This is a genomic window from Sphingobacterium sp. IITKGP-BTPF85, assembly GCF_001006065.1.
In the GTDB taxonomy this organism is placed as follows: domain Bacteria; phylum Bacteroidota; class Bacteroidia; order Sphingobacteriales; family Sphingobacteriaceae; genus Sphingobacterium; species Sphingobacterium anhuiense.
In genome coordinates, this window is sequence record NZ_ASZT02000316.1 from 1 (window position 1) to 1048 (window position 1048).

The window sequence follows — 1048 nt, forward strand, 5'->3', positions numbered from 1 at the left end:
TTTTTTGGAGGGATGAAAAGTTACAAAAAATCAAGCTTGAAACATGTTTAAACCTTGAAAAGGTTAAGTGTTTGTTTTTTAAGTAAATAGTCTTTATCTTTGTAGCCTTGAATTTGTACCAAGCTATTTTTTGATCGATTTTATCGTGGATAGGGTAGCATTAAGGGAGTGAATGTTTAGAAAAAAAGTATTATGTTGTAGTCTGATTTTGTCGGCGTTAGTGTTGTCAAAATTGTACTCAAACCCAAACACAATTGCTGCAGGTGATGATAAGATCATTACTGTGAAAGCGCCAAGTAATCTTTCTAATGGGGAAGATGAAAAGGAGAAAAATGAAAATAATGATAATAATAATGATCATTATTTGAGTTCGTTGACATTTGCCAATGATACGTTGCCGATAAATCGGCCACATGTTGAAAGCAAGTTGTTGCGATATTTTAAAAACTTCTCTTTCAAAAAGAGAGGCTCTTACAGTCTACATAAAAAAGCAGAGGCCTATCTGCCGCAGATTGAGAAGATTTTAGCATCCTACGGTATTCCTGAAGACTTTAAGTACGTTCCATTGGTAGAAAGTGGATTGGATCGAGGAGTCGTTTCTTCTAAAGGGGCTGGTGGCTACTGGCAGTTTATGCCTGCAACTGCTAGACTTTATGGATTGAAAGTGAATGGAAATGTTGATGAGAGACGAGATTTGACGAAGTCTACTCATGCCGCCGCTAAGTACATTAAATCACTTTATAAGCAGTTTGGAAACTGGACTCTTGTAGCTGCTGCTTATAATGTAGGTGGAGGAAGTTTAAAGGGTTCTATTAGACGTCAGAAAGAGGATAGTTATTACAATTTAAAGTTGAATAATGAAACTGGTTCTTATGTCTATAAGTTGATTTCGATGAAAGAGATTATCGAGAATCCTGAAAAACATGGTTATACGCGATATGCGAACCGAACGGATCAGAAAGATCCAAATGAGAATATGTTATAAGAAAAGGCTTGAATTATATAATTCAAGCTTTTTCTTAGAGTCTGTTCTACCTATCTGAGGCTT

The 1048-nt window shown here is 35.7% G+C and carries 1 protein-coding gene; it reads left to right on the plus strand.

The features are described 5' to 3' along the window. Positions 1-220 precede the first annotated feature (220 nt). Positions 221-985 (plus strand): lytic transglycosylase domain-containing protein, encoded by a 765-nt coding sequence (locus tag L950_RS25400; RefSeq protein ID WP_231577860.1) that lies wholly within the window; start codon positions 221-223, stop codon positions 983-985. Positions 986-1048: the final 63 nt, after the last annotated feature.